The sequence below is a fragment of the Saprospira sp. CCB-QB6 genome (genome assembly GCF_028464065.1).
In the GTDB taxonomy this organism is placed as follows: domain Bacteria; phylum Bacteroidota; class Bacteroidia; order Chitinophagales; family Saprospiraceae; genus Saprospira.
This window is the reverse complement of the sequence record NZ_CP116808.1, coordinates 2,085,650-2,112,610: the sequence shown is the minus strand read 5'-3', so window position 1 is coordinate 2,112,610 and position 26,961 is coordinate 2,085,650. Positions and strand designations below refer to the sequence as shown.

Below are 26,961 nucleotides of genomic sequence, written 5' to 3'. Positions count from 1 at the left end.
TTCAACCCTCATTTTGTATAGCTTCGCAAAGCGATACCGCTTTGCGCTGGGTTTCAACCCGACGGAAGGGGCAGCCCCAAATCCATAATATTTGGCAAATTAAAGATGAAATTATGAATAAGATATACCTTTTGGGCCTAGTATTTTGGTCCATAGCGGCTAGTAGTTGGGCGCAGCAAGCGGCACAAGACAGCAGCTATAAAATCCCGGCGAATAGTCGAGCCATCACGGCCGATTTGCTCAGCAGCTACTACCAGCAAGATGGGCAAAATGGGGCGGTACAGGGTGGTCAGGGGACCGAAAAATTGCAAGATGTGGCCAATAAAGTGCAGTTGTATGTCCCTTTAGATAAAAATAAGGCGATTCAGCTGCAGGCTGGGGCCGATAGTTATAGCTCGGCCTCTACGGATGAAATTGACAACAATCCCTCTTCGGCTTCGGCCCAGGATACTCGGGCCTATGGGCAGTTGAGTTATCAGCATAAATTGTTGCGGCAGGGATTAGAGTTAGCTGTTGGCGGTGGATTTTCGACAGAGTACGACTATCAGTCGGTTTCGGCCAATTTGGGCATCAAAAAAGACTTTTATGCGGGCAACAGTCAGTTGGCCTTCAACTTTGGGCTTTTTCAGGATAACTGGAAGTTAATTTACCCCCGAGAGCTTCGGGGATTTGTAGATGCGGGACGTTCGGACCGGCAGAGTTTGAGTTTTTCTTTGGCCTACAGCCAGATGATCACGCCCAGTTTGCAAGCCATTGCCAATGTTGAATACATTCGGATGGCGGGGCTGTTATCTACGCCCTTTCATCGGGTCTTTTTTGAGGATTTGAGTTTGGATATCGAGCGTTTGCCTGCGTTGCGGAGCAAAATCCCGGCTAGTATTCGCTTACATTATTACCTCAATGAATACTTCATCTTGCGCAGTTTTTACCGCTATTACTGGGATGACTTTGGGGTAGAGGGGCATACCCTAGAATTGGAAATCCCCATTCAACTGCATCCTAACTTCAATCTACAGGCCTTTTATCGCTACCATCAGCAAACGGCCTCCGATTATTTTGCGCCCTTTGCGGAGCATAGCGTCAACTCGAGCTTTTACACTTCTGATTATGATCTATCGGCCTTTTATTCTCAGCAATTTGGTTTGGGCTTCCGTTATGCGCCTGCTTTTGGTCTATTGCGCAGCCAAGCCTTTTTGAAAAGCAAAAGAGTGGTTCTTTTCAAATCGATTGCGGCCAGATTGGCCTATTACCAAAGAAGCACGGGCCTAGAAGCCTTTGTTGCTTCCTTACATCTTGCCTTTAGTTTAGAATAAAACACTGATTTATAGCTTTTCTCGCAGCTTTCCCCTGAGCTGCAAGGAAAGCATAGCTAATCACTTCCCGCAAAACATCATTATTATCACATTATAAGTACGTCATGTTAGACAAAATCATCCTTTGGAGTATTAAGAACAAGCTGATGATGGGTTTAGGCGTTTTGGCCCTTTTGCTGCTGGGGATTTACAATCTCCGCTCGCTATCCATAGACGCCTTGCCAGACATCACCAACAATCAATTGCAGCTCATTACGAATGCGCCACAGCTCTCGACTCAAGAGATGGAGCAATTGGTCACTTTTCCTTTAGAGCAGAGCGTGAAATCTATTCCGCATTTGGTGGAACTTCGCTCTATTAGTCGCTTTGGGATTTCAGTAGTAACCCTAGTCTTTGATGAATCTGTAGATCCCTATTGGGCCAGAGCTCAGGTAAACGAGCGGATTGGGCAGGTAGAACTCCCCTCAGGAGTAGACCCGCCCAGTTTGGGGCCTGTAAGTACTGGTTTGGGAGAAATTTACCAGTATAGTTTAAGCGCCAAAGCGGGCTTTGAAGAGCAATTTTCGGCCATGCAACTCAGAAGCATTCAAGACTGGGTCATCAAGCCGCAGGTACTAGGCATTCCGGGAGTGGCTGAGCTCAACACCTTGGGGGGCGAACTCAAGCAATACGAAGTGGTCATTTATCCTGAGCGCTTGCGTCCTTTGGGCCTTTCGCTACTCGATGTAATGTCTGCCTTAGAGAACAACCATGAAAATACGGGTGCGGCCTATATTGATCATAAACCCTATGCGCATTTCATTAGAGCAGTGGGTAAAATTCAGAGCTTAGAGGAGTTGGGCCAAATTCATTTGGGCCAAACGGAAGAAGGCCGAGTAATTTTGCTCAAGGAAGTGGCCGATTTTAAGTTTGGTAGCCCTATGCGCTATGGTGCCGCCACCAAAGATGGACATGGAGAAGTGGTTGTGGGGATTGTCATGATGCTCAAGGGAGCCAATAGTGCCAAGGTCATTGAGGCCGTTCGCAACAGAATGGAAGAGATTAAAGCCAAATTACCTGAAGGCGTAGAGCTCACTACCTTTTTAGATCGCTCTCGTTTGGTCAATAAAGCCAGCTCTACCATTGCCACCAACCTTATTGAGGGGGCTTTGATTGTACTTTTTGTTTTGCTTTTGCTCATTGGTAATCTGCGGGCGGGCCTTATTGTAGCCTCAGTTATTCCCTTATCGCTACTCTTTGCCATCAGCCTGATGAACTTTTTTGGCGTAAGTGGTAACCTGATGAGTTTGGGAGCCATTGATTTTGGGTTGATTGTAGATGGTTCGGTGATTATTGTAGAAGCGGCCATCCACTTTTTGCATCAACAGCAGAAAAAGCGACTGACTGCAGAAGAAATGGATCAAGCGGTTTATGAATCGGCTTCCAAAATCCGATCTACAGCAGCTTTTGGCGAAATCATCATCCTGATTGTTTATCTGCCCATTCTCGTTTTGACAGGGGTGGAAGGAAAAATGTTTGTGCCCATGGCCCAAACGGTGGCCTTTGCCATTTTGGGGGCCTTTATTCTATCCTTGACCTATGTACCCATGATGATGGCCCTATTTCTCTCTAAAAAGATCCCTCAAAAAGCGAGTTTCTCTGATCGCTTGGTCGCAGCTTTGGAGCAGGCCTATAGTCCAGTTTTAGCCTTAGTGATGCGGGTCAAAGCGCCTATTTTGGGCCTAGCTATTCTAGCTTTGGGCTTTAGTGGCTGGATATTTAGCCAAATGGGCGGAGAATTTATTCCTACCCTTGGCGAAGGCGATTTAGCCGCCCAATTCATTCTCCCCGAAGGCAGCTCTTTGGAGCAAGAAATAGAGGTTTGTGGAAAAGCAGAAAAGCTACTTCTAGACAACTTTCCTGAAGTCTTACAGGTCGTTTCTAAAATTGGTAGTGCCGAGGTACCTACCGATCCCATGCCCATGCAAGTAGCCGATGGTATGGTTATTTTAAAGGATCATGATGATTGGGTTTCAGCAACAAATAGAGAAGAACTGGTAGAGAAAATGCAGGCCGTTTTGGCACAAATTCCAGAATTGACCACGGAATTTAGCCAGCCTATCCAAATGCGTTTTAATGAGCTAATGACTGGCGTTCGGGCAGATGTGGCCATTAAAATTTTTGGCGAAGACCTGGCCACTCTTAGCCAACTGGGCGAGCAGGTCCAAAAGAAACTGGCTAGCGTAGAAGGCACCGAAGATGTGCGAGTAGAGGCCGTTAGTGGCTTGGCTCAAATCCGCATTGAATATATCCGCGAGCGCTTGGCCTATTACCAACTAGATGTAAGTAGCCTCAACCGAATTTTAGAGGCCGCTTTTGCTGGAAGTACTTTGGGCCAAATACAAGAGGGACAACGCCGTTTTGATCTAGTTATTCGCCTAGCGGCTAAAGACCGCCAAGATATTCAGGCGCTAAAATCCTTGCTCCTCCCCCTCCCCTCTGGAGAACAAATCCAGCTAGGCGATTTGGCCAAAATCGACTTTGTAGAAGGTCCCGCTCAAATTTCTAGAGAAGAGGGCCAAAGAAGAATCGTCATCAGCTTTAATGTGCGGGGACGAGATGTGCAATCTGTGGTAGAAGAGATTCAAGCTAAGGTAGAACCTCAACTTCAAATGCCGGCCTCTTATTACCTCAGCTATGGCGGACAGTTTAAGAATTTGGAAGACGCCAGCCAACGCCTATTGGTGGTTGTGCCGCTAGCCCTTTTCCTCATCTTTTTGCTGCTCTATTTCACTTTTCACTCTATAGGCCAAGCCTTGCTCATTTTCACAGCAATTCCCTTTTCGGCCATTGGTGGAATCTGGGCGCTTTGGCTTAGAGATATGCCCTTTAGTATTTCTGCCGCTGTGGGTTTTATTGCCCTTTTTGGTGTGGCGGTATTAAATGGAATTGTCTTGATTGCCTACTTTAATGAACTAAAAAAGAATCCTGATTTGAGTTTGGAAGAACGCATTCTACAGGCCTGTAAGCTTCGTCTACGTCCTGTACTGATGACGGCCTCGGTGGCGGCTTTGGGCTTTTTGCCCATGGCGCTAAGTCAGGCCGCTGGCGCAGAGGTCCAAAAACCCTTGGCCTCAGTGGTCATTGGAGGTTTGTTGACGGCTACGCTGCTAACCCTCTTTGTTTTGCCCATTTTATATTATTACAGCGAGCGATTGAGCTTTAAAAAAGCACCGAAATCAGTCCTGATGATTGGCCTTTTGCTTTTGGCCGCTACTCATTTGCAAGCCCAAGAAGCCAAAAGCTACGCAGAACTTAGAGCCTTGGGCCAAGAGAACTGGAGCCTGATCCAAGCCAAGCAATCAGAATTGGCGGCAGCACAAGCCCGCAAAGGCGGAGTACGCAACTGGTCGCCTACTAATTTCCAATTGGGCTGGGGCCAAATCAATACCCCAGAAAATGACTGGTCTTTTGGGATTGAACAACAACTGCCCTCTCTTTTGGCTTGGCGCCTAGAAGCCCAAGCCCGAGAACAAAATTGGAAGATGGCCCAAATTGAACTCCAATTGGAACAACAGAGCTGGGCCTATGAATTGCAACAATTGCTTTCTCAACGGGCCTATTATCTGGAGCTATCCCAAATCTACCAATCAAATCTAGAACTGCTGGAACAACAACTTCAGCTACTGAGAAAACAAGCCGAATTGGGCGAGAGCTCTCCGCTTAAGGCCCTTACGCTAGAGCGCCTGCTTTGGCAATGGAGCGAACAAAATAGACAGCTCCAATTGGTCTTACAACAATTGGAACAATCGCTTTTATTTTTCTTGGGCCTAGACGAATTGCCCGAAATTGAGGTCCCTACTTGGCAAAGCCGCCTGCTCGAAACACAGGATAGTAGCCTGCTGGCCCAACAACCTGAGCTGCTGTTGGCCCAAATTGCTCAACAACAGGCTAAGCTGATGCAAAAACAAGAAAAAGCTAGCTATCGCCCCCGCCTTAGCCTCAATTATCAAATCCAATCGATGCGCGAAGAGGCCCAAAACCAACAACTAGAAACGGTTGGCCTCCCCCGCTACCAACAAATTGGACTCGGATTGAATGCCCCTATCTTGGGCCGCAAAAACCGAAAAAAGGAACTGGCCGCCCTAGAATTACAGGCCCAAGCCCTAGGCCAAAGGGCCGAGCAAAAAGCCGCCGCCCTGGGCCAAGAATATCTCCGCCTGAAGATGGCCGTAGATTTTTATCAACAAGCGCTCAATAATTGGGAGAGTAGCGCCGCCCAACCCCAAAAGGAATATCTCCAAAAGATGAAACGCGCTTTTGAACTGGGCGAAATCGAACAATTGGCCTATTTACAGGCCTTGCAACAATATTTGACCCTAGAACAACAAGGCTGCAATTATAACTGGGAACTGAATAAAGCGATGGACCGACTCGATTATTTGCTCGGCCGTTTTTTACCTGAAGGGAATTAAGACTTGGGGCCTCCGCAGCAAAGCTGCGGCGCTACGCTTCAGGGCTCGCAGGTCTGCTCGGCCCTGCGGCCTAACGGCCTTGGTCTGCGGCTTCGCCGCCCCCTTTCGCATCGCTAGGCCTTTTTTACTGTAGGTTGAAACCTACAGCAAAAATGCTGTATTGCTTCGCAATGATCTATAAATGAGGGTTAAAACCCTCATAAAATTAACTTCTCGGCCATTCTTGGATAGAAGGTGACAGGACTTCTATTTGGCCTTTGCCTGCGGCGGACAGGCGCTGAAGGCGCCGCAGGCTGAGGGATGGAAAGTGGTGCGGCGAAGCCGCAGACCCAGCCAGCTTGCTGGCGCAGGGCCGAGCAGAACTGCGAGCCACGACACAGCCCGACCCGAGCAAAGCGAGGGGCAGCCCCAAAAAAATATTAAAAAGACCAAAACTAAAATATTGTATGAAATCCGTATATCCATTTTTGCTAGTTGCTAGCCTTATCCTAAGCCTTAGCGCTTGTGGAACTGAAGAAAAAAAAGCCGCTGAAGAACAAACAGCCAGCCCCAAAAGTCCATATATCGTTTGGACCGACGCCCAGCTCAAACAATCTAAACTGGAATGGGGCCAAGCTCAAGAACATGAGCTAGAAAATAGCATCAAATTGGGTGCTTATAGCCGCTTGCCCGAAGGCGCCAAAGCCAGCCTAAGCGTAGAACTACCTGGAAAGCTTCTGAGCATCCGCAAACAAGAGGGCCAATACGTACAAAAAGGAGAAGCCATTTTGCAAATCGAAAGCTTGGGCTACCAACAACTGCTTTTAGAAAAAAGCCAATTGGAACGCCAAATTGCCGAGGCTGAACAGGCCCTATTTTACCTAGAAAAAGCTTTGCAGCGCCAAGAAGCACTGGCCAAAGAACAAATCAACTCGGGCAAGGCCTTGGAACAGGCCCAACTAGAAGTAAATAAGGCCAAAGCCAGCTTAGACGGCATGAAAAAAGAACTGAATATTCGCCAAAATCAATTGAATCAGTTTTCTTCGGCCCAAGCTGGACACTATTGGCTGCAAGCCCCTATTTCGGGCTATATCAGCGAGCTGAACCTCAGTTTGGGCCAAAGCCTAAGCGCAGGACAGCCCCTTTTGAGCATTGTAGACAACAAAAAAATGCAGGCCGAACTCGAAGTCTTTGAGAAAGATTGGCCCTTATTGGAAGAAGACCAAAAGGTAGAACTCAGCTTGGCGGGCCCAATGGGAAAACGCGCCCTTAGCGCCAAAGTCTTGCGCCTAGGCCAAGCCTTTGGGGCCAACAAAAAAAGTATTTCGGTGCGCTTGGCCCTCGATAGCCTGCCCTTTAATTTGGTAGAAGGCCTTTATATGGATGCCAAACTGCATTTGGGCCATCAAAAAGCCTTGGTTTTGCCCGCCACAGCAGTCTATCAACTTGGCGAACAAGCCTATTTTTATGCTTTGGCCAAAACAGAAAATGGCCAATACTTTTTTGAGGCCCTTCCCTTAGTTGATGCCCAGCAATATGATGACTTTTATTACAGTCCAAACATTAGCCAACAACTAAAAGGACGGCCTGTTGTCCTTCAAGGTGCCTATTATCTAGGCGCCTCCTCCAATAAGGAAGAAGGCGAATAAGCAAGGTAAGCGAAACTAAACGCCTAGGCCTCCCCTAGGCAAATATGCCGTTCTTAGGTTTACTAAGAGCGGCTTTTTTTCTACCTTTAAAGGTCTTTTTATTTATTTGAAATAAACCGAAAATCTTAATGAAGAATAGTCTTTATGCTGCCCTGCTCTTTTTGGGGCTAGCCCTAGTTGCCGCCTGTGGAGGAGAAAGCGCCCCCCAAGAAAAATTTACCAAAGAATATGATTTGGCCCCCTTTGGCGTCATGCTCAAAGTACGTGGACCAGAACAACTCAATATTAAAAAAGTAACAGGCGGAATTCTACCCCATGAAATTACGATGGAAGGGGAAGAGTTTCAGGTTTACCTCTATGGTCAAGGGGCCGAAACAACCAATGTAAGCAGCCTCAAAGACCAACAAAGAGAAGAAACTAAGGCCGTGAGCAAAGGCTTTGAAATCATTAGCGAAGATGATAACGGCTTTATCTTTAGTAAACAATATGAAGGTGATAGCACCAAATTTTACAACTTTGAGTACTTCTATATCCAAGGAGACCAACAGTTTCGCATGACGTCTAGCACCGTAACCGCTTATAGCCAAGAAGCTATTCAGGATATGTACAAAGCCATTGAGCAACGCCCTAGCGTAGAAAAATAGATCAACAGATGAGTGATTGGGAAAACATAGAGGCCCTTCTCTATTCTGGACAGCCAGAAAACATGGAACTAGCGCTTTTGCTAGCTAAAGGCGAAGGCAAAGATCTTCGTCCCCGCTTCAAGCAATTACAAGATTGTCTCGCTTTTTATGAGGAGCAATTTCGGGCGCTCTATAGTTTTCCCAAACTCTTTGATCAAATTCGAGCAAAGGGATTGCAATTATCAGGTTTGGGCCTATTTGAGCTACCCGATTGCTTGCAGGCTTTGGCCCCCTTGGCCAAAGAGGTTAATATTAGCCGCAATAAGTTGCGGAAGTTTCCTCCCTTTTTACTGCATTTTCAGCAAGCCAAAACCTTTAATCTGGCCCATAACCAACTAGCCCAATTGCCCGATCATTTTTGGTCGCTCAGACAAATTAAAGCCCTTCACCTAGAAGGCAATTTATTGATCCGTCTGCCCGAACGCATCGAGCGACTCCATCTCCTAGAAGAGCTTTCAATTTCTTTTCAACGGGCCTCTAGCCTCCCCGCTAGCCTCGCCCAGCTCCAGCAGCTCAAGGGATTATTTATTCAGTTTGATGGCCTAGACCGATTTCCCATGGTCATTTTTGAGCTGCGCAATTTGGAACGCCTCATTTTACAAGGGAAAGGCCTTTTGATTTTGCCCCAAGAGCTCGGACAGCTCCAAAAACTCCATTTTTTGGCCCTCAGAGAGGCGCCACTATTAGAACTTCCTTCTAGTTTAGCCCTTTTGCCCCACTTAAATACACTACATCTAGTGGGCCTCTCTCGCCTGGGCCAACTGCCCGAGTTTATTTGCGAGCTCCCCCAACTAGAAGCCCTCAACCTCAATGATACGCCCCTAAATGGCTTGCCCAAAAACTTGGCAGGCTGGCAAAACCTACGGGCGCTTTCCCTTTTTGGAACGGGCATCCAACCCCATGACGAACATCAATGGCAGGCTAAAATTCAAACCGCTATTGGTCATTTAGAGGATTTGATTTGGGACTTTTAAGAAAAAAATTTTTTTAATTTAACTCAAACACAGCTATATAATTCACAGACATTGATAGATTTGCGGCCAAACAAGTATAACTCCTTTTGTCACAAATCTAAAAATGTATGCGATTTATTCCACTTACCCTACTCCTCCTTTTCTTTAGCTTTTCTTTATCGGCCCAATGGCTAAACGGCTGGAACCAACGGCAGCGCATTGCTATCCAAGAAAACGCTGGCAATACCCTAAACAACTACCAAATCCGAGTAGATTTGCTCTACCAAACAGGGATGGACCCTCAGTTTGCCGACCTTCGATTTACAACTCAAGATGGAACTACGCTTATTGATTTTTGGATAGAAACTTTCCAAAATGCTTCTGGCGCAATTGTCTGGCTAGAACTCCCCAACTTGGCCGCCAATGCCAATACCGATGTTTATGTCTATTACGATAATCCTACCGCTAGTTCCGCTAGTAATGGACCCGCTACCTTCATTTTTTTCGATGATTTCAGCAGCTTTTCGGGCTGGAATAGCATTTCAAGTGGTGTGATTCAACAAGATGCTAGTACATTTGCCCCCAATGTCGTTCTCCGAAAAACTGGCGCCTGCGATCCTCAAGGAGGCTGGAAGTCCATTGGCAGCAGCCTAAATAACTATCGCTTTATTGGTAGAGAAATTCGAGCTGCCAATTTCCCTGATTGCAGCTGGAACCGCTACGGCCTAGAAAATGCCAGCTTCAACGGCTATAGCCTCCGCCGAAATGCCGATGTTACAGGCTCTTCTGAGTTTGGTATTGAGCGCAGAAATGCAGGAGCAGCCTCTAATGCTACTGGCCCCACACTTAGTCAACCTAGAGGCGTTTGGTACCGCACAGAAATCCGTAGAGATTGTAGCTCTGGCCGCATCCAAGCCGAGCTTTTTAATGATGATAAAGTTAGTCTAGGCCTTGACAATCGCATTGATAACACCTATTGCGGCGTGGACCGCATTGCCCTCCGTGGGGGACGAGATTACTTTTTTGATTATATCGCTATCGGCCAATTTATTGAGCTAGAACCTAGCTATACCTTAGAGGAAATTCTACTTTCCGAAAGCCAACTCCGCTTTTTCCGCTGGGAAAATAAAGACTTAGTTTGGGCCTTTTCTAGCCTAGATGATATTGCAGAACTACAACTAGAAATGAGCCCCAACGGGATAGATTTCAGCCCTTTGGCCCAATGGAGCAACCCCAATTCTAGCCAGCGTTTTTCCCCTAATCATCAGGAAGAGCGCTATTTTCGTTTGGCTTGGCAAAATACAAATGGCCAATGGTATTATTCTGCTATTTTGGCCCAAGAAAAAGCTGAACAAAGCTGGGGCAAGTTGCATTACTGGCCCAACCCTAGCCAAGCAAATATCTCTATTCAGGCGGCTTGGCCTGCTGGCCGCTATACGCTCAAACTCTACAATAATTTGGGCCAATTGCTACAGCAGAACAAGCTAGAGCTCAGCCAAAATCAAAGACTACAATATGATTTGAGTCCTTGGCCTGCGGGGCAATATCGCCTACTGATTGAGGGGGAAAATGGAATTTACCAACTTCTTCCGCTAGTAAAATTATAATGATTTGGGGCTGCCCCGCCCTGCGGGCGGGTCGGGCTGTGTCGTGGCTCGCAAGTCTGCTCGGCCCTGCGGCCTAACGGCCTTGGTCTGCGGCTTCGCCGCACCACTTTCCATCCCTCAGCCTGCGGGCGCTACGCGCCCTACCCAACCGCAAAAAGGTCCAGAACACTAAGGTTTTGGGCCTTTTTCTATCCTATTTACTAGTTGCCTCCTACAGGCCCGAAGGGCCGCAGGCCTAGCGATGTGAAAGGGTGGCCGTAGGCCAGACCGAGGCGGCTTTGCCGCCGAAGGGCCGAGCGATCAGCGAGCCCCGCAACATAGCGCCGCAAGGCGAAGCCGCAGCGGAGGCCCCAAAAAAATTGTACATTTGAGAAAAAGGAAAAAAATGGATATAGACCTTTACTTTTCGGAGAAGCTTAGGGAGTGGTTTGAGCAGCGGGAGGGGCGTTATTTGCCTTGGAAAGAGGGCCAAGATCCGTATAAAATCTGGTTAGCGGAAATCATCATGCAGCAGACTCGTTTGGAGCAGGGCTTACCTTATTATGAGCGATTCATAGCGGCTTATCCAACGGTAAAAGAATTGGCAGAGAGTGAGGAGCAGAAATTGATGAAGCTTTGGCAGGGCTTGGGCTATTATGCGCGGGCGCGAAATCTACAGGCCAGTGCTATTCGGGTTATTGAAGATTATGGGGGAACTTTTCCAGACAACTACGATGATATATTGAGTTTGAAGGGAGTTGGAGAATACACGGCAGCGGCCATTGCCTCCTTTGCTTATGATTTGCCTTATGCGGTAGTGGATGGCAATGTATATCGGGTATTGAGTCGTTATTTTGGGCAAGAGTTGCCGATAGATAGTAGTGCGGGCAAAAAGTGGTTTAAGGCCAAGGCGCAGGCGCTTTTATGGGAAGATGATCCGGCCAATTACAATCAGGCCATGATGGATTTTGGGGCCTTGCATTGTCGGCCTAAAAACCCTAGTTGTGGAGATTGTCCCTTAGCGGAAAACTGTGGCGCCAAGGCCAAAAATCGGCAGTTGGAGCTGCCCAAAAAGGGGAAGAAAATCCAGATTAGGAAGCGTTACTTTTACTACTTCGTTTGGCGGGGGGCCAATGGGGGCTATTATTTGAGGAAGCGGCAAGAAAAAGACATTTGGCAGGGCTTATATGAATTTCCGATGATCGAGTTGGATAAGTCCTTAAAAACTAGTGAATTGAAATCACTTTGGGCGCATTGGGAGTTAGAGGAGCAAGATTGGGCTTTATTATCGGGACAAGAGCAGCAGCAGCTCTCGCATCAGAAAATCATTGCGCGTTTTTTATGGCCCAAAGCGCCTCTAAATCAGGCTTTAGCAGAAGATTGGGAGCTAGTAGAAGTTCAGGATTGGGCCGACTATCCTTTGCCTCGTTTGATTGCTCAATATTGGGAGCAGAAACAATTGGCCTTTTTTTGATAAAAAATTTACTGACAGTTGCGAATTTAAAATAATAAACATACTTTTGTAAAACACAGATATACTAAAATTATAGACTATGATCAACAAAGTGACCTTAATTGGAAATTTGGGTAAAGACCCAGAGATGAAGACATTACCTAGTGGCGCGGTTTATACTCGTTTTACGATGGCGACCAATGAGAGTTATCAGGTAAATGGGGAGTGGCAGACGAAAACGGAATGGCACAACATCATCATTTGGCGTCAGGCGGCGGAGCGTGCAGCACAGCAGCTCAAGAAAGGCAGCTTGGTGTATGTAGAGGGTAAAATTACCAGCCGTAGTTGGGATGATGAGAATGGCAATACGCGTTATATGACTGAAATTGCGGCCAACACCTTTCGTTCTCTAGAGAGAAGAGAAAACAATGCGAGTGGTTATACTAATCCCCCACCACCAGAAGAGCCTGCGGATATGGGGGAAGCTGGCCAAACGAATAATAGTGGCCAGAATGAGCGTTATGAGCAAGAAAGTGATGGAGATGATCTTCCCTTCTAGTTCAATTGCTTTCTTTTGGCAGCAAGGACCAATAACCTTTTGGAGTTATTGGTCCTTTTTTTAGGGCTTTTTGTTCTTCTTAGAATTCATTTATTTATCAGCTCTTGAAATAAATAGCAGATAGTTCTATATTCGCTAACTACTTAGTATATTGGCTAAAGGCTCTAGCAGAATAGCATTCTGAAAAGAGTTTTTGAGCTCTTGTAGCACTCTGTTATATTCTTCATCTAAGCGTATTATTTTGGACACAGACCTTATTCCATCCGAGCTGGGCCTCAGTTTTTTATTTTTAACTGATTTGGGGCCCGCCACCTGGATTTCTCTCGGCAGTATTATTCTTCTTTTGGCCTGTTCGGCCTTGCTATCTGGCTCGGAGGTAGCCTTTTTTTCGATTACGCATAACGACATTGAGGAATTACAAAAGCAGGCGGTAAACAAGGGGGGACCAAGGGGCCGCATTTTGCGTCTTTTGGAGAAGCCCCATTATTTGTTGTCGACCATTTTGATCAGCAACAATTTTGTCAATATTGGCATTATCCTCACTTCGAACTTTCTATTTGAGCAATTGCTTCCAGAAAGTACCCCGCCTTGGTTATCTTTCCTAGTAACGGTAGTTTTGGTCACCTTTTTATTGGTCCTTTTTGGCGAGGTTGCCCCCAAGGTTTATGCTACGAGCAACAATATGCGTTTGAGTAAGCTCATGGCTCGTCCACTGCTTATTTTACGTCGTTTATTTTGGCCTTTAAGCTGGATATTAGTTAATGCAACTCGCATTATTGAGCGCAGATTGGCCAAACATTCAGGAATGAATGTCGTAACAGATAAAGACATCGAACAGGCAATTGAGTTAACTGTAGGCGATACCAAATATGCCGAACAAGATATAGATATTCTCAAAGGGATTGTCAAGTTTGGAAATACTACGGTAAAGAACATCATGTGTGCTCGGGTAGATGTAGAGGCTGTAGATAGCAGCATTAACTTTAGTGAGCTTTTGGCTGTTTTGCAAAATTCCAACTATTCTAGGATTCCCGTTTACGAGGAAACTTTTGATAAGGTCTTGGGTATTGTGCATACCAAAGATTTGATCGAGCACTTTGATAAGGATGATAGCTTTGACTGGCACGCTTTAATTCGCCCCGCCTTTTTCATTCCTGAAAACAAGAAAATCGATGATCTTTTCAATGAGTTTCAGGTTCGCCGTACCCATATGGCTATTGTAGTAGATGAATATGGTGGGAGTTCTGGTATTGTTACCTTAGAGGATGTCCTAGAAGAAATTGTTGGCGAAATCAATGATGAATTTGATGAGCCTGAATCACAAGGTTACACTAAAATAAGCGAGCATATCTATATTTTTGAAGCCAAGACTTCTATCCAAGAGGCTTGTAAGATTATGGATATTGACCCCGAACTTTTTGAAGAAGCTCGCTCTTCCGCAGAAACGCTGGCTGGCCTACTTCTGATGATTCATGGGAGTATGCCCAAGAAAAATAGCCAACTGCTCTTTCAAGGGATCAAATTTCAGGTCCTCAGTACCACTAAGCGCCGGATCGAAACGATTAAGGTGACTTTGGCGGAAAGTGCAGGAGAGCAGGTTTTGGCCTAAAAATGACTATTCCTTATGAAGACTTCTTTCTTTTGGCTCTTTTTGGGCCTCTGTCTTTCTTTGGTTGCTTGCCAAGAAGAGGAGGTATACATTCCCAAAAAACGCATTTATCCTAAGGTCGTTTATCCCGAACGCAACTACCAAGCCCTCGACAGGAATTTCTGTGCCTTCCATTTCGATTATCCAGACTATATGGAGTTTATCCAAGATACCACTTTAGGCAATCGGAAAGCACTTCACTCTTGCTGGTTTGACCTCAACTTCAAAAGCCTAAATGGCCGTCTACATTTTACTTATACAGACCTTTCTAAAGGTCCTATTGAAGAAGAACTCTACAAAATGTATAGCGATGCTTATCGACTAGCCGAAGAACATACCGCTAAGGCTGCTAGCCTTGATGATTATGTTATCAATCGCCCAGAAGATAAGGTCTATGGCGTTTTATTCAACATTGAAGGCCATGTAGCTTCGCCCTTTCAGCTCCTGCTAACCGATAGTAGCCAACATGCTGTTCGAGCCTCACTCTATTTTAATACCCGCCCAGAAGCTGATTCTATGGCTCCCGTAATTGACTTTGTCAAAACAGACATCATGGGGATGATCAATAGCTTCCAATGGGCCAATTCTCAATAATCTAATCGCATTTTCATGCAGCACCACCGACCAAAAAAGACGCCCGATCAAGAAATGATTTTCGGCCGTCATCCTGTAATGGACGCCCTTGAAGCTAAACGCAATTTTGAAAAAATTATCTTGGCCGCTAATGTTCGTGGCCCTTTTGAAAAGGATTTGCGCAAAGCTTGCAAAGAACTAGACGTTCCACTACAAACGGTCCCCAAAGAACGTCTCAATAATTATACTCGCAAAAACCACCAAGGGGTGGTGGCCCTACTCTCCCCTATCCCCTATTATCAAGTAGAAGATTTGCTCTTATTGGCCTACGAAAAAGGCAAGCACCCGCTTTTTGTTTTGCTAGATGGCGTGACGGATGTCCGCAATATTGGCGCAATTGCCCGCTCTGCAGAAGCTGCCGGAGCCGACGCCCTGATTATTCCTAAAAAAGGCTCGGCCCAAATCAATGACTCGGCCATGAAGAGCTCTGCTGGAGCCCTCAATCATTTGCCCGTTTGCCGAGTAAATAGCCTGATCCAAACGGCTGAATACCTACAGATGAATGGCCTTCAACTGATTGCCGCCGACCTACAGGGCGAAAAAATGCTTTATGATCTAGAACTCAATCTCCCGCTGGCCCTCATTATGGGCGATGAGCATAAGGGCGTCAATCGCGTCTTACTCGACAAGGTAGATGAGCATTTTCTTTTGCCTATGCGCGGCCAAACCGACTCTTTTAATGTTTCGGTGGCCACGGGCATTACGCTCTACGAAATTATGCGCCAACAAAAGTAAACTCGTTTTGCACTATACATAAAACGCCCATTCCCGCTTTTGAGAATGGGCGTTTTAGTTTTTGGGGGCCTCCGCTGCGGCTTCGCCTTGCGGCGCTACGTTTCAGGGCTCGCTCTTCGCTCGGCCCTTCAGCGCTGCGCGCTTCGGTCTGGCCTGCGGCCCCCCTTTCACATCGCTAGGCCAAAAAAGCGGCCCTAATCGGGCAGAGAAAGGGCCTTTGGCCCCAATAAATGCGGCTAGTTGGGGCGGCGAAGCCGCCTTGGCCCTTGGGCCAAAATGGCTTAGCGCTGCGGAGCGGGTGGCCGTCAGGCCAGACCGAGGGCGAAACGAAGTGGAGCCCGCAGGGCCGAGCAGAACTGCGAGCCCCGCAGCATAGCGCCCGCAGCCCCAAATAAAAGGGCTGCGGGAAGCCCCCAATATTAAGTACCTGGAATATCCCATTCTACAGCAATGAACTTGGGTAACCAGCCATAGCGGACAAAGGTAAACCCCCAAGGAAGGGTGCGCAAAAGCATATCAAAAGAGCCTTTTTCCACCTTGAGTTTCCAGCGATCAGCCTCCTCTTTGATACTTCCTTCACGAATAAGGAAAGTGCCTCGCAGAGCATCTGGCGTCATGGTCCGCATCCTGCTCCAGTTATTGATTGCCCCTTGCAAAAGGCTATCACAAGTGCCCAGCTCTTGCTCCGTCAGGCCCACATCCATAGGGACCGGGGTAGAGAGCGGCAGGCCACACATAATTTTATTCAGGACCAATTCATTTTCGGGCGTTTCTGTTTGTCTTGTGGCAATATACTGCAGCATATGTGTAGCTCGAATTTGCGCTTCTTCATTGACAAACTTTCCTTTATTGACCATTTTAAGGGCCATAAAAAGGCGGGTATAATAAGGCTGTAAAAGGACCAATCCAGCATTTCGGACATAGAGGGGTTCATCTACGGGGGGATCGGCTGGCTTGGGTTTTTCTTTTTTGGGCTTCACCTTTGTTTCTTCTTCGGCTTCGGCTTCTGGCGTTTTTTCCTGTCTTTTTAGTTCATTGATTCGCTTGAGGCGTTCTGCTTCTAGGCGTTTTTCTTCCTCTTCTTGGACCCGCTCTAGTTCTTTGAGGCGAGCGGCTTCAGCTTGTGCTAGTTTGCGTAATTGGCGACGGAACATCAAGCGCATTTTCCGAAAATAAATACGCACCTTTTTGCGCAAATTGGCCAATTCCTTAGCGATTTGGTCATCCCATTGCTCTGCCTCTAAACGTTCCAACCATTCAATTTGCTCCTCTTCTCTTCCGCTTAGGCGCTGCTCCCATTTTTGGGCGGTATTCATATCAGGCAAAGCTTCAATTTCTCGGCGCCAATCGAGGCGTTTTTGACTCATTCGTTGCAGGCTAGGAAGCAACAGCTGGCGCATTTTAGAGCGGAGCAGTTCCAATAATTCTCGATTAGCTTGAACGCCTTCAGTCAGATCATCCCAATGGTCTTGTAGTGCGACCAAATAGCGTTGGCGAATGCGATCAGCCTCAGCTTGTTGCCAAGGTAGCTCCATCAAATAACTTAAGAATTCTTGAACCTCGGGAGCTTGACGAATAGACTCTATAGGTAAAGCAGGCTGTTCCCATTCATCTACCAACATCTTTTCGAGCAACTCTGGCTCGGGCAAGGCCTCTAATTCACTTTCTAAATCTCTTTGTAGTCGTTCTAGTTCTTGGCGCAACTGCATAAGGGCCAATTCCTCTTTAGTTGCATCTTCACCTTGATCTTGTAAGTCCTTAAACTGCTGTTGTAAGGCTCGGCGCTGCTGCTCCAATTTGGTAATTTCCTCTCTTAATTCTGCTACAGAAAGTCCTTGTTTAGCATAGCCCTCCAAACTTTTCAAGCGAGCAGCTAAGCTCTCCATTTCTTCTCTGAGGCTAATCATATCTTGTTGCAGCTGACGAATAGCGAAGGGTTCTTCCTGTTGCAACAAATTGCGTTGGGCCTCTAATTCCGCAATGCGACGCCAGCGCAGGATTTTCTCCATGGCTTGGGCTGCATCAATATTTATCTTAAGGTCTTCAATTTCTTTTTCTATGGCCTCAAGGCGACTATAAAGTTCGTCTAAATCCTCTGGAATAATTTCAAGACCTTCTTTTTCTATACGTTCTCGGTTGAGTACTTGCAATAATTGACGGCTAAAATGTTGCTGTTCCAACTCTAAACTACCCAATTGCTGCCCCAAGCTTTCTATTAAGCTAGGATCTTCTGTTGAGCGTCGTTGTGCTCGAAGAAGAGCGATTTCCGTTTCCAAAAGTTGCAGGAGCAGCCCTGAGCGTTGAGTAGGTAAATTACGCAGCTTGGTCTTCCAATCATTTAGCAAGAGCATAGGATCTCGCTGTGTATTTCGGCTAATAGCTTTGAGGAGTTGTTGGACCAATGCACGAACAGCAAACTGTCCGCCTTGACTTAGTTCTAACAAGTAGCGATAAACCGTATCCTTGACCATAAAAAGGTTGTGGTCATTGAGGGCTCTCCCCAGTTCCTGTACATAGTTTTGGGTTAGTGGCATAGCTGATTTATTCAGCAAAAGGACCAATTCCCAAAAGGTTTTATTATCAAAATTAGTGACTAATCGCTCTCTTGCCGGAGCTCGGCCAATCGCATCAAGCAACAGCTTGCGCAAAAACTGTCGATCTTGGACCAGTAATTCTCTAATGATTGCTTGCATACCTGCAAGCGTATCTGTTTTGGCTCGAATAGCAGCTTCGGTGTACAAACCTTTAAGTAAGTACTGTTCTAGAGCTTCTTTTTTCTTCTCTAAACTCAAAATGAGTCCTTCGGCTTGGCGCTGGCGGAGCAAAAGCTCTTGCACCAAGGCTTCTTCTGCCGCTATAATGCTATCATCTTCTCCTAAATTACCAATTACATCTGCAAAATAAGCTAGCCGAGTCTCTGGATTATTATGGGAGAGATTGGTCATATACATCAACAGCTCTCGAGGCGAAATTTCATAACTTTTGCCTAATTCCAAAACCAAGTCTTTAAGAAATTGCTGTGGATTGCTTTGGCTTGGGTGGAGGAAAAGGTATTCTAAAATCTTATTCCACTTAAAATCCTTTAGCGAAATCGACTTAATTTTCTCAAAAACCTGAGCAGATTTGATTTTTTCTAGCATGATAGCGGTAGAGATAGCAAAACCAGCAAAGCGGGGAAAAAGAGCAATCAGAACCATTTCCAACACTTCTTCAGATAACTGATTCACCATCCGTTGCCAAACGATGGGGTTTTTGCCCAAACGCGAAACGGCCTTACGGAGTTTATCTGCTTCTTTTTCAGCAAACTGCTTAAAGATAGCCTCTATAGAATAATCTCTATATTCTTCGGCCCACCAAGGCACCGAACCATACTGCAAGAAAAAGACAAGAAAATCTATTTGTGAACTAGCATTAGGCTCTTCAGTCGTTTCATCTTGTTCCAATTTTCGCAAATCGGCATTTACTTGGGCTAGCATTTGATCTAATTGCTGTAACTCTCTATCTAGTTGTTTAAGCTGACGATTGAGCAACCGAATTTGGCTTTGCAGTTGATTTTTTTCCGCTCGGCTAAGTTCGCCCAAAGCGAGTAGCTCCTCCAATTGCCCCAATTGCAGTTGCAAGTCCGAACGCTCATTATAAAGATCTGATACGGCAGCCGAAAATTCCAATTTGAGTTCTCTAAGTGCTGAGCGACTCTCTTTATCTACTTTCTTATAAGATTTGCCTAGCTCACGAGCAATCGCTTTAGTTTCTCGACGCATATTTCTTATCAGGCGGCGTAGCTGTCGCGCCTCATCCTGCTTAGCTTTATGCTCTTTTTCTATTGCTTTATCTTCTGCCTTAATGCGTTTTTCTTCTGATTTGAGCTCCTTTTCTAACTGAATGAGACGTTTTTTAAGCCATTTTTTTCGACCCAACAAAGCCCGAATAGAGCTAGCTGCTAGACCTGATATCGCCTGCAATTCTCTTTGCAATTGGCGTTCTCGACGTTGGAGGCGCCCTCTTTCCTTTTGAAGCTGTGCCATTTGCTCTTGGTCCAGCCCCTCTTGCATCAATTTATCTTCTAAAGTTTGTAAAGCTAGTTCTACCTCTAGACTTTTACTCTTCAGTTGCTCTTCTTTGAGTAGTTCGCTATGCGCAGAGGCCTTTGTTTGAGGAAAAATTTTCCCCAATTGTTGCAATAGTTCTTGACGAAAAAGCTCAAAGCGTTCATTATTTTCTTGCTCTAAAGTTTTAAAGAGCGTTTGAGCTAAGTCTTCTTTACTTTTTGATGATAATTGACTAGCCTCCATCAAGAAAGCTTCTACCAACCTCTTTTCGGAAAAGCTAGATCGACTAACCAAAAGTTGCTCAAAAAGCTGCCCCATCAAGACTGGCGCCAAACGATGGCGGCTAATCCCCTCTGTTTGACCCCATTGATTAAAGTGTAGAAGAAGGCTGCGAACCAAACGCATACGATCCTCACTCAAAGGCTCCAACAACTGTAAAAGTTGTTGTTCTTCAAACTGCAAAAATAGACGTTGCCAAAAATTGGGCTGCTCTTTTTGTCGAATAATAAGACGTTGTAAGGCCGTAAGTCGCTTATGAATTAGACGATCAAAAAGCTGACGCATAGAGGCCAAACTATCGGTTTTAGCCCAATAGGGAATAGACCCATGCTGAAGAAAATACTCCAGCAAATCCAAGTCTCCATAATTTTGACTGTGCTCTTGGCGCACGCCGCTATCTAGTTCGCCCAAATCTTGAGCCGAAATATGTTGGTAATTTTTCTGAATGCGCTCTACAATTTTCTGCACTAGCTCCTGCTCTCTATACACAAATTTTCGCCCAGAACGCACTTTTTCAAAAATATACTCAAAGGCTACGGTATAAGCAGCTTTTTGAACAGATCGCTGCCCACGCAAAGCCCGATATCTTTGGCCCAATCGCTTTAGAATAAGTTGTAATTGCCGAAGCATATTGGGTCCCGCCTGCTGATAAATCAACTGAAGTAATTGCTCTAGCTGTCGTGGCCCAAATTGAAAAATGAGCCGATTGGCCAATTGAGGGTTTCTACGACCAATATCGAGCAAAAGCTCAGCCATTTTGCGAGGCGATTGCCGCATGAGTTCCTCAATGACCGAACTGATTGGCAAGTTCTTCGGACCAGCCCAACTCGGGTAATGCCCCTTTTCCAAAAAATCCTTAAATAGGGTCCACTTACTGACCCTCACACGCATCCCTTCTTCCTCAAATCGACCGCCTGAGCTTTTTATAATCGTTTTTTGAACAGCCTCTCGAGCTACCTTCTTAAAATAGCGTTCTACTGCGGGACGAAAATCCTTAATCGCCTCAGCACCACGCAAATCAATCGGAGGCAAATCAATATCTAAACGATCAATCACAAGATGTACATCTGGCGGGACCATTTCGCTAAAAAGCCGGTCCAAATAATTCCCCAACTCATTCTTAAATAAATGTATAAGGGTTGTTTGCACTACCCGAAGTTGGTACTCATCCAGATAACCCTGTACCTCAATATTGAGGTTTTGAGTTTCGATTATATGTTGCTGTTCGCGATTTCTCAAAGCTCTGTTTTTCAGATTTTCGTTAAAGCACTCTTTTAAAGTCGAGCCTCTAAAGATACAGAAGAGATTTCAATTTTTGCAGCCATTTGTAAGAGCGGAAAAAATGAGTGCAGAAGCTTCTTTTTTTGGGGCTGCCCCGCCCTTCGCTCGGGTCGGGCTGTCTCGCAGCTCGCTGTTCGCTCGGCCCTGCGCCGCCTTTGGCGGCTGGGTCTGGCCCTTCGGGCCACTGCTGCCCATCCCTCAGCCGAGGCGCTGCGCGCCTTTGCGGCGGCAAGGCCGCCTATTCTTCTGCTGTTTCCATTAAAAACAAAGCTGGCTTTATTATTTTTGGGCCAGAGCAAAACAATGAGCACAAAGATATCTGTTGAGCGGCCTAGCGATCTGCAACAGTGCGACGCAGCGAAGCAAATAACAGCGAGCTGCGCAACGACAACAAGGTCTTTAGACCGTCTTCGACGACTGAAAGGAGTATCCGCCCCAAAAAAGCATTAAAAAATGAACTACCAACACTTTAGAGAGGAGGAGCAGCAGCTTGTGGCTGAATTTGTATTTGAGGATTTTGTAGCGGCCTTTGGATTTATGACCGTTGTTGCTTTTTGGGCAGAGAAATGGGATCATCATCCCAATTGGTACAATGTCTACAATCGTTTAGAAATCCGATTATGCAGCCATGATGCTGGCAATACAATTACGGAGCGAGACCATCGATTGGCCCAAAAAATAGAGTTGCTTTACGCCAGATTTAAAGATTGCGATTAAGAGCTGCCGCTAAGGCATCGCGCATACTTCCGCGGGTATCAATTTCGTCAATTTGAACGCCTAATTCGACAATAGTTTGGGCGATAGGGCCAGATACGCCAGAAATGATGCAATGGCAACCCATCAGGCTACTCGCCTTAGTCATTTTAATTAAGTGATTAGCCACAGCAGTGTCTACAATAGCGACCCCTGAAATATCTAAGATAAAGACCTTGGCTTGTTGTTCTGCGATATTGTTAAGCATAGCCTCCATCATATCTTGGGCTCGCTTAGAGTCAATAAAGCCTACAAGCGGCAATAAAAGTACGTTCTTGGCTATTTGGGCCACTGGAGTAGATCGCTCTCGGAGAGCTTCATTTTGTTCTTCGAGTTGGTGGCTAATAATATCTTGGTAGACCTCGGTCACCACGTCAATAGACACCTGCGTAAACTTTTTAAAAGCAGACATTAACTCGAAGCTCTGCACGCCTTTGCGGACATAGGCTTGTCGGATGAACTCGTGGAAGGCCACCAAGGCGCCTACATATCCTTCTAAAGGGATATTCATTTTGGCGAATTCAAGCCCATAAACCGCCTCTGTATGAATATATTCATCGGAGAGGCGGCCAAGGACGATATCGGTCCAGAAAAGCTCTTCTTCTTCGGCTAAGAGGCCAATGAGTTCTTCTGTGTAATAATTTTCATAGCGTTTATGTTGGCGCATCCAATCATAGAGCTGGTCGTAGGCCCAGCGCATTTGGTCCATAATCTGCTCTCCGGCTTGACGCATACAAGCCAAGTCTTCATCGGAGATGAAATATTGTTTTCTATAGAATTCTACGGACTTATCCCATTGTTTTAGCTCCATGACTAGCGATTTTTTAGCCAGTACGCTTCATGGCAAGGGCCAGGGCATCGCGCATACTGCCAGTCGTTTCAATTTCGTCGATTTGGATACCGAGTTCGACAATTGTTTGGGCGATAGGACCAGAAATACCTGAAATGATGCAATCGCAGCCCATCAGGCGGCTAGCTTTAGTCATTTTAATCAGGTGATTGGCTACAGCAGTATCTACGATAGCTACTCCTGATATGTCTAATATAAATACTTTTGCTTGTTTTTCAGCAACATTAGACAACATTGTCTCCATCATATCCTTAGCTCGTTTCGAATCAATAAAGCCGACTAAGGGAAGGAGAAGTATCCCGTTCCAAATTTCGGCTACGGGAGTAGAGAGTTCACGAAGGGTATCGTTTTGTTCTTCTAATTTTTTCTGAATGTTGTTATTATCGACTTCTGAGATAATGTCTAGGGTTGTTCTAGCCATTTTATTCATTGTCATCATGCGGTCACCATCATTGAGTCCTTGTCGCTTAAAGGCGTTATACATACATTCATAGATGGTCATTAGGGACTCCAAATGAGCTTTTAGCGGCAAACCTGATGCGGCGAAAAACTGCCCAAAAGAATAACAAGAAGCAACAAATCGATCATCATATCGAGCAGCTGTAATATCTAACCAAAGTTCTTTTTCAGCGGATTGAACCACAGGGATAAGTTGTTCTATGTAGAATAAGCTATACTCTGGATGGTGGCGTAACAGTTCGTAAACTTCATCGAAACACTGGCGCATTTCGACTTCCATTTGTTTTTCTGTTTCTGCCAAATGGGCTAGGGCTTCATCTGTAATAAAGTAGAAGCGCTTGTAATAACTAATATCTCTGACTTTCATACACAGTTTTAGCTAATGACCTCATACCCTAGTATAGGGGATCTAGGGTATGCGTTGAGTCTTTTAAATAAATTATTGGGTTTGGCGCATGGCTTGAGCTAAGGCATCACGCATACTACCAGTAGTTTGAATTTCATCAATTTGAATTCCCAGTTCTACAATAGTTTGAGCGATAGAACCTGAAATTCCTGAAATAATACAGTCACAGCCCATCAGACGACCAGCTTTGGTCATTTTTATTAGGTGATTGGCTACTGCAGTATCTACGATAGCGACCCCTGAAATATCCAAGATGAAAACCTTGGCTTGTTTTTCTGCAACATTAAAGAGCATGGTTTCCATCATGTCTTTAGCGCGTTTAGAGTCAATAAATCCCACCAAGGGCAACAATAAGATTCCGTCCCAGATCTCGGCTACAGGCGTAGAGAGTTCTCTGAGCGCTTCGTTTTGCTCTTCTAATTGTTGTTGAATAATATCTGAATAGACCTCTGTAATAATTTCTATAGAGGCTTGAGATAGTTTCTTGTAGGCCATCACTCGCTCTACAGAAGCTAAACCTTGGCGTTGATACGCTTGATATGTAAACTCATGAAATGCCAATAAAACAGCAATATAAGCATCTAGGGGAATTCCCGTTTGGGCAAACTGCAGTCCATAGGCTCGCTCTGTGGCAATATATTCCTCATTAAAGCGTCCTCCTATAATATTGGCCCAAAAAAGCTCTTCACTTGCAGACAGGCCCATAATCAATTCTTCTGGATAGTAAACTGCAAACTCTTCATGCTGGCGCATCCAAGCATAAAGCTCATCAAATACAGCTCGACGTTCTACTTCCATTTGCTCCTCACTTTGGGCTAAGTGAGCTAAGTCCAAAGCAGTAATAAAATACTGTCGTTTATAATAGAGGAGATCTCGTTTAGGTGCTATCATAATTCAAGGGGAGGATTTTTTACAGCCCTAAGTTATCTTTTTTTCAAAAAAAAATAACATTCTTTCATTTTTATTTTGCTGGCTGGAGTTCCCTTGCTATAAGGATGTATAAACAACTATTATATAGGCGTAATCAACCTTATATCTAGCCTTTAGAGCCTCCAATGCTTTCTAATGACTAAAGCATTGGAGGCTGCTTATTTTATACGTATATTGGCCCCTCAAAATAGTCAACTTAAAGATGGAAAACATACTGATTAGCATCACTATTATTTGCTTTTTTGCAGTCTTAACTATAGTCATTTATTCTAGGGTTAAGGTAGTTAAGGCTTATGGTATTTTGGTTAAACACCGCGTAGAGTTTGGGGCCAGTCATATTTTTAGTCCTAAAAAACTAGAGGAAGAAATTATCCCTAAGTATCCAGAACAGGAAAATGCCATTCGACAATTTTGTGGGGGGATTCGCTTTACGGTTCGCATGGCGACAGTCTTAACTACTATTGCCACCATTTGTGTGCTTATTTTAATGTATAACAGCTAAATTATGATTTCTTACCAGCATTCATTAAAGGAGCTCAACAGCTTTGGCATTGCAGCGCAGGCAGAGGCTTATTTGGCCCTTGATACTTTAGCTAAATTGTCTTTACTTAGAGATTGGCGAGAGCGGCCCAACTATATTTTGGGAGGCGGCTCTAATATTTTATTGCGGGGAGACATTTCGGGATTAGTCATCCACAACCAACTGAAAGGCAAGCGTTTGATTGGGCAAGATAAAGACTTTATTTATCTAGAAGTAGGTGCTGGAGAAAATTGGCAGGAATTGGTCCTTTATTGTTTGGCTAATAACTGGGCTGGCCTTGAGAATTTAGCCTTAATTCCAGGCTCAGTAGGGGCCGCCCCTGTACAGAATATTGGTGCTTATGGAGTTGAGTTTTCGGAGGTTTGCCATTTGGTCCAGGCCTGGGATTGCAAATATCAGGAAATGCGAAAGTTTGAGCAAGAGGACTGTCGATTCGGATATAGAGACAGTGTTTTTAAATCGGTTTATCCTGGCCGCTTTATTATTTGTTCTTTGGTCCTAAAACTGCGCAGACAGCCAGTATTTCGCTTAGAGTATGGTAGTATTCGAGAAGAGCTGGGAGAACAGCCCTTGAGCATTCGGGCTGTGGCAGAAGCCGTGATGCGCATTCGGCGGGCAAAGTTACCCGACCCCAAAGTTTTGCCCAATGCAGGTTCTTTTTTTAAGAACCCTATTGTTTCTAAAGTTATTTTAGACAAATTATTGGCCCAATATCCAAAAATGCCACATTATCCGCAAGCGGATGGAAAAGTCAAATTGGCTGCAGGCTGGCTGATTGATCAAGCGGCTTGGAAAGGCAAAAAAATTGGCGCGGTGGGGGTACACGACCGCCAGGCCTTAGTTTTGGTAAACCATGGTGGAGCCAAGGGCAAAGAAATTGTCCAATTAGCGGAAGCTATACAGCAAGATATAGTTAAAAAATTTGGTGTAAACTTGGAGCCTGAAGTTAATTATTGGCCCTAATTGCGGTGGACAGGGCGCGAAGCGCCCGCAGGCTGAGGGATGGATAGCAGGGGCGCGAAGCGCCAGACCCAGCCGCCGAAGGCGGCGCAGGGCCGAGCGAACAGCGAGCTGCGACACAGCCCGACCCGAGCAAAGCGAGGGGCAGCCCCTCATTCATCACCACTTGATTAGAAACGTGCAGGAATCACCTCCTTTTGGGCGTCTTTCCTTTTCTAAATCGGGGCGAACATCTATCGTTTTGATACAATCGGGCCGTAGGCGGCGGCAGAGAGCCGTAATAATGCCTTGATCAAATTTACTGGGGTAAGGATTGTGGCAATACATGATTGCACGACGCTCTTCTTCGTTGTAATATTGCAAGTCGTAGCAACCAATGCCTGCTGTTTTCTCGCCTGTTTCTGGATTAAAGAGCAGCTGGCCATTTTGATCTCGGTGATTCATGTGATACGCCACATCAATCACCTCTAGGCCTTCTTTTAGCGAGTTAAAAGGGGGGAATTCGGCATTCTCAATGATAGCCATACCAATTAATAGGAGGTTCATTTCTCCTACAGTTTCGCTCAATTCTTTAAAGGCATTGAGCCATTCTTGTTGGGGGTACCAGCCACCTTCTTCGGGTCGGATACCATGTTTTTCGAGCAGGGCCAAGCGTTTTTCTTGTCCTCTTTTCATGGAGTGAATAAAAGAAAGTACGGTGGTTGCATTCACTTCGATATTCGCTGCAAAGGCTTTAAATTCTGCCATAATATTCCAATTAAGTAGTTTAGAGGGGTTTTCTAATTTACTCAAAAAGAATTAAAGCCCT

Annotated in this window: 19 protein-coding genes; 14 read left to right on the top strand and 5 right to left on the bottom strand. The window is 45.5% G+C overall.

All coding sequences use genetic code 11. From position 1 onward, the window contains the following. The first annotated feature begins 113 nt into the window (after nucleotides 1-113). The 11 genes from PPO43_RS08235 to rlmB all read left to right on the top strand — a co-directional run bounded on the left by PPO43_RS08235 (nucleotide 114) and on the right by rlmB (nucleotide 15,645). The gene (locus tag PPO43_RS08235) at nucleotides 114-1,313 is read left to right on the top strand and encodes a DUF3570 domain-containing protein (RefSeq protein WP_272616724.1); all 1,200 of its coding nucleotides are present in this window, start codon (nucleotides 114-116) and stop codon (nucleotides 1,311-1,313) included. 104 nt (nucleotides 1,314-1,417) lie between these two features. Then, on the top strand, nucleotides 1,418-5,767 hold the full coding sequence (locus PPO43_RS08230) for a CusA/CzcA family heavy metal efflux RND transporter (RefSeq protein WP_272616722.1): 4,350 nt from the start codon (nucleotides 1,418-1,420) through the stop codon (nucleotides 5,765-5,767). Between the two features lie 446 nt (nucleotides 5,768-6,213). Further along, the gene (locus PPO43_RS08225) at nucleotides 6,214-7,395 is read left to right on the top strand and encodes an efflux RND transporter periplasmic adaptor subunit (protein ID WP_272616720.1); all 1,182 of its coding nucleotides are present in this window, start codon (nucleotides 6,214-6,216) and stop codon (nucleotides 7,393-7,395) included. A gap of 128 nt (nucleotides 7,396-7,523) precedes the next feature. Next, on the top strand, nucleotides 7,524-8,039 hold the full coding sequence (locus PPO43_RS08220) for a hypothetical protein (RefSeq protein WP_272616718.1): 516 nt from the start codon (nucleotides 7,524-7,526) through the stop codon (nucleotides 8,037-8,039). 8 nt (nucleotides 8,040-8,047) lie between these two features. Continuing rightward, nucleotides 8,048-9,052, top strand: coding sequence for a leucine-rich repeat domain-containing protein (locus PPO43_RS08215; RefSeq protein WP_272616716.1), 1,005 nt, complete (start codon nucleotides 8,048-8,050; stop codon nucleotides 9,050-9,052). Between the two features lie 107 nt (nucleotides 9,053-9,159). Beyond that, entirely contained in the window at nucleotides 9,160-10,638 is a 1,479-nt protein-coding gene (locus PPO43_RS08210) for a DUF2341 domain-containing protein (protein WP_272616714.1), read from the top strand. A gap of 385 nt (nucleotides 10,639-11,023) precedes the next feature. After that, nucleotides 11,024-12,091 (top strand): A/G-specific adenine glycosylase, encoded by a 1,068-nt coding sequence (mutY, locus tag PPO43_RS08205; RefSeq protein ID WP_272616712.1) that lies wholly within the window; start codon nucleotides 11,024-11,026, stop codon nucleotides 12,089-12,091. Between the two features lie 79 nt (nucleotides 12,092-12,170). Beyond that, nucleotides 12,171-12,629, top strand: coding sequence for a single-stranded DNA-binding protein (locus PPO43_RS08200; RefSeq protein WP_272616710.1), 459 nt, complete (start codon nucleotides 12,171-12,173; stop codon nucleotides 12,627-12,629). A 241-nt stretch (nucleotides 12,630-12,870) separates the two neighbouring features. Then, a complete protein-coding gene (gene gldE, locus PPO43_RS08195; protein WP_272616707.1) occupies nucleotides 12,871-14,238 on the top strand; it encodes a gliding motility-associated protein GldE in 1,368 nt (455 codons plus the stop codon). Between the two features lie 15 nt (nucleotides 14,239-14,253). Continuing rightward, nucleotides 14,254-14,871 carry a gliding motility lipoprotein GldD gene (gene gldD / locus PPO43_RS08190; protein WP_272616705.1) on the top strand — a complete coding sequence of 206 codons (618 nt, stop codon included), beginning with the start codon at nucleotides 14,254-14,256 and terminating at the stop codon, nucleotides 14,869-14,871. A 15-nt stretch (nucleotides 14,872-14,886) separates the two neighbouring features. Next, a complete protein-coding gene (rlmB, locus tag PPO43_RS08185; protein ID WP_272616703.1) occupies nucleotides 14,887-15,645 on the top strand; it encodes a 23S rRNA (guanosine(2251)-2'-O)-methyltransferase RlmB in 759 nt (252 codons plus the stop codon). 419 nt (nucleotides 15,646-16,064) lie between these two features. Here rlmB and PPO43_RS08180 read toward each other — a convergent pair whose 3' ends face one another. Next, on the bottom strand, nucleotides 16,065-21,212 hold the full coding sequence (locus tag PPO43_RS08180) for a contractile injection system tape measure protein (protein WP_272621326.1): 5,148 nt from the start codon (nucleotides 21,210-21,212) through the stop codon (nucleotides 16,065-16,067). 495 nt (nucleotides 21,213-21,707) lie between these two features. Here PPO43_RS08180 and PPO43_RS08175 point away from each other — a divergent pair, with 495 nt between their 5' ends. After that, on the top strand, nucleotides 21,708-21,971 hold the full coding sequence (locus PPO43_RS08175) for a 4a-hydroxytetrahydrobiopterin dehydratase (protein ID WP_272621325.1): 264 nt from the start codon (nucleotides 21,708-21,710) through the stop codon (nucleotides 21,969-21,971). Here the strand turns inward: PPO43_RS08175 and PPO43_RS08170 are convergent. From PPO43_RS08170 to PPO43_RS08160, 3 genes are all read right to left on the bottom strand, one after another. Continuing rightward, nucleotides 21,955-22,818: an STAS domain-containing protein gene (locus PPO43_RS08170; RefSeq protein ID WP_272621324.1), complete on the bottom strand. Its 864-nt coding sequence runs from the start codon at nucleotides 22,816-22,818 to the stop codon at nucleotides 21,955-21,957. The genes PPO43_RS08175 and PPO43_RS08170 overlap by 17 nt on opposite strands. A gap of 13 nt (nucleotides 22,819-22,831) precedes the next feature. Beyond that, nucleotides 22,832-23,683 (bottom strand): STAS domain-containing protein, encoded by an 852-nt coding sequence (locus PPO43_RS08165; RefSeq protein WP_272621323.1) that lies wholly within the window; start codon nucleotides 23,681-23,683, stop codon nucleotides 22,832-22,834. A gap of 72 nt (nucleotides 23,684-23,755) precedes the next feature. After that, nucleotides 23,756-24,613, bottom strand: a complete 858-nt coding sequence (locus PPO43_RS08160; protein ID WP_272621322.1) for an STAS domain-containing protein — start codon at nucleotides 24,611-24,613, stop codon at nucleotides 23,756-23,758. Nucleotides 24,614-24,854: 241 nt separating this feature from the next. Here PPO43_RS08160 and PPO43_RS08155 point away from each other — a divergent pair, with 241 nt between their 5' ends. Both PPO43_RS08155 and murB read left to right on the top strand, forming a co-directional pair. Next, on the top strand, nucleotides 24,855-25,154 hold the full coding sequence (locus PPO43_RS08155) for a hypothetical protein (RefSeq protein ID WP_272621321.1): 300 nt from the start codon (nucleotides 24,855-24,857) through the stop codon (nucleotides 25,152-25,154). 3 nt (nucleotides 25,155-25,157) lie between these two features. After that, entirely contained in the window at nucleotides 25,158-26,156 is a 999-nt protein-coding gene (murB, locus tag PPO43_RS08150) for a UDP-N-acetylmuramate dehydrogenase (RefSeq protein ID WP_272621320.1), read from the top strand. Nucleotides 26,157-26,312: 156 nt separating this feature from the next. On the opposite strand, the gene PPO43_RS08145 is transcribed toward murB, so the two are convergent. Then, nucleotides 26,313-26,945 carry a hypothetical protein gene (locus PPO43_RS08145; RefSeq protein WP_272621319.1) on the bottom strand — a complete coding sequence of 211 codons (633 nt, stop codon included), beginning with the start codon at nucleotides 26,943-26,945 and terminating at the stop codon, nucleotides 26,313-26,315. Nucleotides 26,946-26,961 lie beyond the last annotated feature (16 nt).